Annotated in this window: 8 protein-coding genes and 1 pseudogene; 5 read left to right on the forward strand and 4 right to left on the reverse strand. The window is 71.8% G+C overall.

Translation table 11 applies throughout. The annotated features are described in order from the left end of the window. The first annotated feature begins 427 nt into the window (after nucleotides 1–427). A complete protein-coding gene (locus tag C1I97_RS25445; RefSeq protein WP_111005504.1) occupies nucleotides 428–1,447 on the forward strand; it encodes a hypothetical protein in 1,020 nt (339 codons plus the stop codon). Between the two features lie 24 nt (nucleotides 1,448–1,471). Here the strand turns inward: C1I97_RS25445 and C1I97_RS25450 are convergent, their stop codons facing one another. The 3 genes from C1I97_RS25450 to C1I97_RS39340 form a co-directional block, all read right to left on the reverse strand. Further along, complete coding sequence (locus C1I97_RS25450) at nucleotides 1,472–2,317, reverse strand: spermidine synthase (protein WP_258382728.1); 846 nt, start codon at nucleotides 2,315–2,317, stop codon at nucleotides 1,472–1,474. Nucleotides 2,318–2,410: 93 nt separating this feature from the next. Next, the gene (gene tuf, locus C1I97_RS25455; protein WP_111005505.1) at nucleotides 2,411–3,580 is read right to left on the reverse strand and encodes an elongation factor Tu; all 1,170 of its coding nucleotides are present in this window, start codon (nucleotides 3,578–3,580) and stop codon (nucleotides 2,411–2,413) included. A 90-nt stretch (nucleotides 3,581–3,670) separates the two neighbouring features. Beyond that, entirely contained in the window at nucleotides 3,671–3,865 is a 195-nt protein-coding gene (locus tag C1I97_RS39340) for a hypothetical protein (RefSeq protein ID WP_146608286.1), read from the reverse strand. Between the two features lie 22 nt (nucleotides 3,866–3,887). Between C1I97_RS39340 and C1I97_RS25460 the strand changes: the two genes are divergently transcribed. Beyond that, nucleotides 3,888–4,628, forward strand: a complete 741-nt coding sequence (locus tag C1I97_RS25460; RefSeq protein ID WP_111005506.1) for a TVP38/TMEM64 family protein — start codon at nucleotides 3,888–3,890, stop codon at nucleotides 4,626–4,628. Nucleotides 4,629–4,662: 34 nt separating this feature from the next. After that, nucleotides 4,663–4,842, forward strand: coding sequence for a hypothetical protein (locus C1I97_RS25465; protein ID WP_111005507.1), 180 nt, complete (start codon nucleotides 4,663–4,665; stop codon nucleotides 4,840–4,842). 12 nt (nucleotides 4,843–4,854) lie between these two features. Here the strand turns inward: C1I97_RS25465 and C1I97_RS25470 are convergent, their stop codons facing one another. Further along, entirely contained in the window at nucleotides 4,855–5,595 is a 741-nt protein-coding gene (locus tag C1I97_RS25470) for an SDR family NAD(P)-dependent oxidoreductase (RefSeq protein WP_111005508.1), read from the reverse strand. Nucleotides 5,596–5,793: 198 nt separating this feature from the next. Between C1I97_RS25470 and C1I97_RS25475 the strand changes: the two genes are divergently transcribed. Together C1I97_RS25475 and C1I97_RS25480 are read left to right on the forward strand one after the other, a co-directional pair. After that, entirely contained in the window at nucleotides 5,794–7,854 is a 2,061-nt protein-coding gene (locus C1I97_RS25475; RefSeq protein ID WP_181446905.1) for a restriction endonuclease, read from the forward strand. A 235-nt stretch (nucleotides 7,855–8,089) separates the two neighbouring features. Beyond that, nucleotides 8,090–8,375 (forward strand): annotated as a pseudogene (locus C1I97_RS25480) (apolipoprotein N-acyltransferase); the annotation flags it as partial.

Genomic DNA, 8,375 nt, shown 5'->3' on the forward strand with positions numbered 1-8,375 from the left:
GTCGTGGGGGGTGGGGGGATTGCACTGCGTCATTTCCTTCCAGCCGCATGACGGCGCATGGAATGGGCGCCACCTTCGCACGCGCGACTCACGGCGAACAAGCAGTCCGAAAAACAGCTGTCTCAAGAAGGCGGAAAATGCAGGGCGGTTACCGCCGGTACTCACGCCCGTAATCAAGGAATACCGAATGCGAGGCTGCCGACGTGCATGCATGAACGGCCGAATGACATCCGAAATCCTCAACCCGTCCTCAGTGGCGGCGAGCATCTCGCCGATCGGCATCCGGTCCGCGCCCGCACCGAGATGTTACTCGAAAGTAACAGACTCTGACCGGAGCCGGCGCCCGACCCCCGCGCCCCTCACTGGTACGTCCCTGACAAAAGGCAGTGACCGAATCGTGTCCCTGGCGGCACTAGGGTTGCTGCCCATGTGGCCAGGACAGCAGCCGCCCGGGGGCGAGCAGAACCCGCAGAACAACCCGTACCAGCAGCCGGGACACCAACAGCCGAATCCCTACCAGCAGCCCGGCTACCAGCAGCCCAACCCGTACGCCCAGCAACCGCAGTGGGGCGCCACCGTACCCATGAGCGGGCCGCAGCCGCCGAAGGGCGACGGCGGGGGCGGCAACCGGACGAAGCTCGTCGCCGTCATCGCCGCGGCGGCCGTGGTCGTGACCGCCGGCGTGACCGGTTTCCTGGTCCTCGGCGGGGACAAGGACGACAAGGCCGACGGTGGCACGACCGACCCCAAGACGAGCCGGTCGGCGTCCGCACCGGCCTCCGCCGACGCCTCCGCCGACCCGAGCGCCTCCGACTCCGCATCGGGCGACAACCCCCGCGGCACGGAGACGGTGGAGCCGACGATCCCCGGCTGGAAGGTCGTCATCAACCCCAAGCGGGGCATCGCCTTCGACGTGCCGGCCGACTGGGAGGTCAAGTCCCCGGGTCTGAGCATCGGCTTCGAGGACAAGGACGGCAAGCCCCTCGCCATCATGTCCGGGGTGGCCGAGTACAAGTCGAAGTGGTGCACGTCCGACGACGACAAGGACGGCCGCACGGAGGACACCTCACTGGCCTCGGTGGGCTCCAAGGGAGCCAGCGGCGCCAAGAACACCGACGAGGTCGCGGTGAACACCGTGGCCTGGTGGGTCTACGGCGGTTACACCCAGCCCGACAAGAAGAGCCTCTCGTTCGACGAGAAGGCCGAGCCGTACACGACCAAGTCGGGCGTCGAGGGCAGCATCGCCTGGGCCCGGTCGACCAACACGCCCCAGAAGGGCAAGTGCGCGAGCGACGGCAAGGCACTCACCTTCGGCTTCAAGAACTCCGCCGGCGACTTCGTCTCCTGGAACTTCTACGGCGCCAAGGGCGTCAAGGACGAGGTTCCCACCGAGACCGTCATGCAGATCCTCAGCACCGTCCGGCTGCACGGCAACCCCGTCGGCTGACCGGACGCGGGCGTGAACGGCGGGTCAGCCGACGCCGAACGCCCCGTCCGGGGGCTCGGGTGACGGCACCGCGTCCTCGTCCCGCACCGGCTCGGCGGCTCCGGTGAACTCCCTCAGCGCGGCGCCGTGTTCGACCCGGGCGGGGAAGGCGTCGGAGGCGGTCAGCCGGGTCAGGGCGGCCACGTCGAGGGGGCGGTGCGCGGCGATCAGCACCGCGTTGCCGAAGCGGCGGCCGCGCAGCATCGCCGGCTCGGCGATCAGCACGACCTCCTCGAAGGCCGCCGCGAAGGTGGCGAGTTGGGAGCGCAGGAAGGCGAAGGGCGCGCCGTCGGGGAGGTTGGCGAGGTAGACGCCGCCGGTCCGCAGCACGCGCTCCGCATCGTGGGCGTAGGCGAGGGAGGTGAGGTGGGCGGGCACCCGTGAGCCCCCGAAGACGTCCGCGATCAGGACGTCCGCCGAGTCGTCCGGAGCACCCCGGAGCCAGGCCCGGGCGTCGGCGGTGTGCAGCGCGATGCCGGACCCGTCGGGGAGCGGGAGATGGCCGACGACCAGTTCCAGCAGGGCGCGGTCGGCCTCGACGACGTCCTGCCGGGAGCCGGGGCGGGTCTCGGCCACGTAGCGCGGCAGGGTGAGGGCTCCCCCACCGAGGTGCAGCACGTCCAGCGGACGGCCCGGCTCCGCGACCGTGTCCAGGACGTGCCCGATCCGGCGCGCGTACTCGAACTCCAGGTGGGTGGGCTCGTCCAGATCGACGTACGACTGCGGCGCACCGTCCACGGTCAGCAGCCAGGCCCGCTCGCGGTCGACGTCGGGCATCAGCTTGGCGGTCCCGTGATCGACGGCTCGGGTCACGGGTATCGGCTCGGTCACGGCTCCATTGTGCCGGTCCGCCCCCTTCGCGCGGCCGGGGGACCGCGCGGCCGGTCACCACCGGCCCGCGGCCCCCCGCTCGCGCGGCGCCCCTCACTCGACGGCGGTCACGGTCCCCGCGCCGACGGTCCGCCCGCCCTCGCGGACGGCGAACCCGAGCCCCGGCTCCAGGGGCACCTCGCGCCCCAGTTCCACGGTCATCGTGACCGTGTCGCCGGGCCGCGCGACGGCCCTCCCGCCGAGGTCGACCTCGCCCACCACGTCCGCCGTACGGATGTAGAACTGCGGCCGGTACCCGGTGGACACCGGTGTCGTACGGCCGCCCTCGCGCGCCGGGAGGACGTACACCCGCGCGGTGAAGCGCCGGCGCGGGGCCACGCTGCCCGGCGCGGCGACGACATGGCCGCGGCGGACCGCGTCGCGCGGCACACCGCGCAGCAGCAGCGCCACGTTGTCCCCGGCCTGCGCCTGGTCCATCGGCTTGCCGAAGGTCTCCAGGCCGGTGACCACCGTCTCCACGCCGGCGCCGAGCACCTCGACCCGGTCGCCGACGCGGACGGTGCCGCGCTCGACCGCGCCCGTCACCACGGTCCCCCGGCCGGTGATGGTGAGCACGTTCTCCACCGGCAGCAGGAACGGTGCGTCCAGGTACCGCTCGGGCATCGGCACATAGGTGTCCACCGCGTCGAGCAGCGCCTCGATCGACGCCGTCCAGCGCGGGTCGCCCTGAAGGGCCTCCAGCCCGGACACCCGTACGACGGGTACCGTGTCACCGGCGTAGCCGTGCTCGGTGAGCAGGTCGCGGACCTCCAGTTCGACGAGGTCGCCGAGTTCCCCGTCGCCCGCGTCGGCCTTGTTCAGCGCGACGACGACGTGGTCGACGCCCACCTGCCGGGCGAGCAGCACGTGTTCGGCGGTCTGCGGCATGATCCCGTCGAGCGCGGACACGACGAGGATCGCCCCGTCGAGCTGCGCCGCCCCGGCGACCATGTTCTTGACGTAGTCGGCGTGGCCCGGCATGTCCACGTGCGCGTAGTGCCGGGTGTCGGTCTCGTACTCGACGTGCGCGATGTTGATGGTGATGCCGCGCGCGGCCTCCTCCGGGGCCCGGTCGATGCGGTCGAACGGCACGAACGTGCCGGTGCCGCGCTCGGCCAGCACCTTCGTGATGGCGGCGGTCAGCGTGGTCTTGCCGTGGTCGACGTGGCCCATGGTGCCGATGTTCAGATGCGGTTTGGTACGCACGTACGCCGTCTTGGGCATGGCTGTTCCTCACAACCTGGTGGGTGAAGCGGGACCCCGAGGGTTCGCCGACCCTCCCCCTGCGGGGTCCGCCGGACGATCCGGGGAGGGTCAGCTTCGGGCGCCGTCGGCCGCGGCCAGGAGGATCAGGACGGCAGCCTTCGGGGCATCCGCGACCGCGGATGCTACGAGGACGAAGGCGTGCCGGAACATGACGTCGATCCTCCACGCCCCGCCGGCCCGCGTCGAACGATTTTCCCGGCGGGCGGGTTCGGGCAGGAGACGGACGATGCGGCGATCACCCATATCCGTCGGTTAATGTCACCGGATGCTCGATGCCACCACCCGCTCCGGGGCCGCCGCCCCGGTCTGTGCGAGAGTGCTGCTGTCGCCCTGGTCGCGGCTGTCCCTGCTGTTCGTCCTGCTCGCGGCGGCCGGTGTGTCCGTGCTGCTCCTCCAGCCGCAGAGACTGCTGGCGCACGGCTGGCCGCCGCACCTCGACGGGGCCGCCGCGGCGGTGGTGTTCGCGGTGGCGTACGGGCTGTGCACGGTGGCGTTCGTGCCGCGCCCCCTGCTGAACCTCGCCGCGGGCGCGCTGTTCGGCTCCCAGCTGGGGCTCACGGCGGCGCTGGGCGGCACGGTGCTGGGCGCCGGGGTCACCTTCGGCCTCGGCCGGCTCCTGGGCCAGGACGCGCTGCGGCCGCTGCTGCGCGGCCGGCTGCTGACGGCGGCGGACGGACAGCTCAGCCGGCACGGATTCCGTTCGATGATGGCGGCCCGGCTCTTCCCCGGGGTCCCGTTCTGGGCGGTGAACTACTGCGCCGCCGTCTCCCGCATGGGCTGGCCCGCCTTCCTCCTCGCCACGGCCCTCGGCTCCGTCCCGAACACCGCCGCCTACGCCGTCGCCGGCGCCCGCGCCTCGGCACCGGCCTCCCCGGCCTTCCTCGCCGCGCTGGCCTGCATCGCCGTACCGGCCCTGCTGGGTACGGCGGTCGCCTGGCGCAAGCGTCACCACCTGCGGCGCCGGACGGGGACACCGGGAGAGACGGCAGCTGTAGCGGTCCGGTAGCGCAGAGTCAGTTCCTACCCCTAGGCTTGGGGCCATGTCCCCCGATTCAGTGGCCCCTGGTTCCGTGCGGTCCGCTGCCGAGCTGAACGAGCAGATCCGGTCGCTGTGGTCGCGCTCCGGCGGGTCCTTGTCGGCCCAGGAGCGCGCGGAGTACGAGTTGCTGGTGGTCGAGTGGGCCGCCGCCATCCGCGCCCGGGTCGTCGAGGCGGCCTGACGCCCCTCGGAGTCAGCGCCCGCCCGACACCCGCAGCACCGCTCCCGTCGTGTAGGAGGCGTCCGGTGACATCAGCCATGCGACGGCCGCGGCGATCTCCTCGGCCCGGCCGGGGCGGCCCAGCGGGATCGTGCCGGCGGCGCGCCGGACCCGGCCCGGGTCGCCCATCGTCGCGTGCATGTCTGTGTCGATCATGCCGGGCGCGACCGCGTTGACACGGATGCCGTCCGGGCCGAGTTCCTTGGCCAGGCCCAGCGTCAGGGCGTCCACGGCGGCCTTCGTCGCGGCGTAGTGAACGAACTCCCCGGGGCTGCCGAGCGTGGCGGCCGCCGAGGACACGTTCACGATCACGCCGTTCCTCCGGGGCACCATGAGCTGGGCGGCGCGGCGCGAGCACAGCAGTGTGCCCAGCAGGTTGACGTCCACGACCCGTCGCAGGTCGGCGGTGCTGGTGTCGGCGAGCCGGCCCAGCGGTCCGCTCACCCCGGCGTTGTTCACCAGCCCGGTCACCGGCCCGAGCCGCTCCTCCGCCGTGGCGAACAGCCGCTCGACGTCCGCCTCCACCGAGGTGTCCATCCGTACGGTGACCCCACGCGCCCCGGCCTCCAGCACCTCGTCGGCCACCGCCTCGGCGGCCTCGGTGTCGCTGACGTACCCCACCACCACGTCGTGTCCCTCGGCCGCCAGCCGCCGGCAGACCGCGGCGCCTATGCCCCGGCCGCCGCCGGTGACGACTGTCACGAGACGTTTCATTCGGACCTCCGCTGCCCCGAGCGCCGACACCCGTATGTGATCACCCTAGGCCCGCGGACGCCCCGGCACCTCGTCGTCGAGTGGAAAGGCCCGCTCCGCGACCGGCCGGATGTGCGAGGCGGCTGTCGCTGGATAGAGTCGTCCCGTCACAAGTGGTTGTGGGGACAACCAGAGCGCCTCGGGGAGGGCCTGCACCGCATGAGTCGTCGTTCCAATGGCCTGGTCGGCGTCTGGGCTGAGATGCAGAGGCAGCAGCAGCGCCAGATGGAGGCCGAAGCCGGGCGGCGGAGACAAGAAGCGCAGCAAGCACGCGCCCACCAACGGCGAGCCGCCCAGGGTTACCGCGAGTACAGGCAGGCGGAGGCACTGCGGCGTACCGAGGAACTGGACGCACAGGTTGCGTCGCTGCAGGGTCTTCTCGCCTCGGGTTGTCAGGCTCCGGCTTTCAGGGCTTCCTCCCTCATGCGCCCCGAAGAGGTCCAGCCCTTCGCTCCGGGCCCCTTGGCGCAGCCCGTGCCCATGCCGAACTTCGATCATTACCAGACGCAGGGCGGGTGGACCGCCGGTCGCCGAGCACAGGCGCAGACCGAAGCCCGGGCGCGCTTCGAGCGGGACTGGCATGCGGCCCGGGCGGCGGAGGCGCAGCGGCAGCAGCAGTTGGCGTCGTACCAGCGGGAGTACCAGCAGTGGGCCGACGCCCAGCTGGCCGATGTACGGCGGCACAACGCCGGCGTCGTCGAGCTGACCGAAGGGGTGAGGCGGCGCGACCCCGACGCTGTGGTCGAGTACTTCTCCGCCGCTCTCTACGCGTCGACCGCGTGGCCGGAGGGTTTCCCACGCCAGGTGGCGGCGGCCTACGACTCGGCAGCCGGACAGCTGGTGCTGGACTGGGAGCTGCCCGCCTACGACGTCGTCCCCGAGGTCAAGTCCGTTCGGTACATGTCCGGGGCGGACCAGGACAAGGAGACGCCCCGGCCGGTGAGCCAGCGCAGGGCCCTGTACCGGGAGGTGCTGGCGCAGTGCATGCTGCTCGTCCTGCACGAACTCTTCGCCGCGGATGAACCGGGCGCGCTCGAGTCGGTGACCTTGAACGGGTTCGTGGACGGGCACGACCCCACGACGGGCCGGCCGGGCCACATCCACCTGGCGACCGTCATGGCTTCGCGCTCGACGTTCCGCGACCTGCACTTGGCGCAGGTGGACGCCCGCAGCTGCCTGGCCGACGCACTGCGCGGGCAGCTCTCGGCCCGCCCCGACCAGCTCACGCCGGTGCGGCCGGGCCGCCGGCCGCAGGAGGTCGGGAACCGTGTGGTCACGCACGGCAGCGATGACGAGCCCGACCTGTACGAGATGGATCCCATCGCCTTCGAGAATCTCGTTGCCGATCTCTTCCGGGCCATGGGGATGCAGGCGGTCACCACCCAGCGCTCGAACGACGGCGGGGTGGACGTCGACGCGCTGGATCCGACACCCATCCGCGGCGGCAAGATCGTCGTGCAGGTGAAGCGCTACCGCAACACCGTACCGCCCACCGCCGTGCGCGACTTGTACGGGACCGTGCAGGACGCCGGCGCCAACAAGGGCGTCCTCGTGACGACGTCGGGGTTCGGCCCCGGCTCACACACCTTCGCCAACGGCAAACCCCTGGAGCTGATCCCGGGAACCGAACTCGTCGACCTGCTGCACCGTCATGGGCTCCGCGGACGCCTGGGCGATGGTCCCCGCCGCGCCGGAGCGCAGTCGACGCCGTCGGTTCCGGACCCCCGGCTGCCCGACGACTACAACGTCCTGGGCATGTCGTGGGCCGGAAGCGTCGCCCTGGACGTGTGTGCCCTCGTCTGCCGTGGCAACCGGGTCCTCAGTGACGATCACTTCGTCTTCTTCAACAACCCGCGGACGCCGGACGGCACCGTGCGCGCTCTTCCCGCCCATGCGCCCGACAAGGCCGCGATCCGCGTCTCCTTCGACGCGTTGCCGGACGATGCCGACCGGTTCGTGCTCGTGGCCGCCATCGACCCGGAGGTCAACCCGGACGCCGACCTCTCCGGCTTCACGGACGCGTGCATCCGGCTTCTCGACCCCGGGATGACCGAACTCGGAAGGCTTGAGGTCTCCGACGGCCGGCCCCGCGAGACCGCCTTGGTACTCGGCTCCTTCCGCCGCAGGTCCAACGGGGACTGGGACTTCGTCCTCGGCGGCAGGGGCTACACGGGCGGTCTGGAGGAACTCGTCAAGGACTACGGCATCGAGGTGGAGTAGGCCGTCCGCGCTTGAGTCCCCGATGCCGCGGTGACTCGGACGGGGTCGTGAACGCGGCTTGATGACCCACGTCATCCGGTCGCGCTTCCACGAGGAAGGGAAACGGTCGTCGCGGGCGGAGGTGCCCTGTCCGGGCCGCCGGACATCCCGCCCCGGCGTTCGGGTTCCGAGGCCCTCTGGGCGAGATCCTTCGTGGCGCGCACACTGGAGCCATCGGGGGGTAGGAGGGCGCCGTATGGAGACGTTCGGCCGATGGGTGGCCTCCCCGTGGCGGCGTTCGGTGCTGGCCGCGGTGGCGGGGGCGCTGCCCATGCTCGCTTTTCCCGCCCCGTCGCTGTGGTGGTTCGCCTACGTCGCCCTGGTCCCGTGGATCCTGCTGGTCCGCTCCGCGCCGACCGGGAAGCGGGCGGCGTACGACGGCTGGTTCGGCGGGCTGGGGTTCATGCTGGCCGTGCACCACTGGCTGCTGCCCGACCTGCACGTGTTCATCTTCGTGCTCGCGGCGCTGCTGGGCCTGCTGT

It is taken from the genome of Streptomyces sp. NTH33 (assembly GCF_003236365.1).
GTDB lineage: Bacteria > Actinomycetota > Actinomycetes > Streptomycetales > Streptomycetaceae > Streptomyces.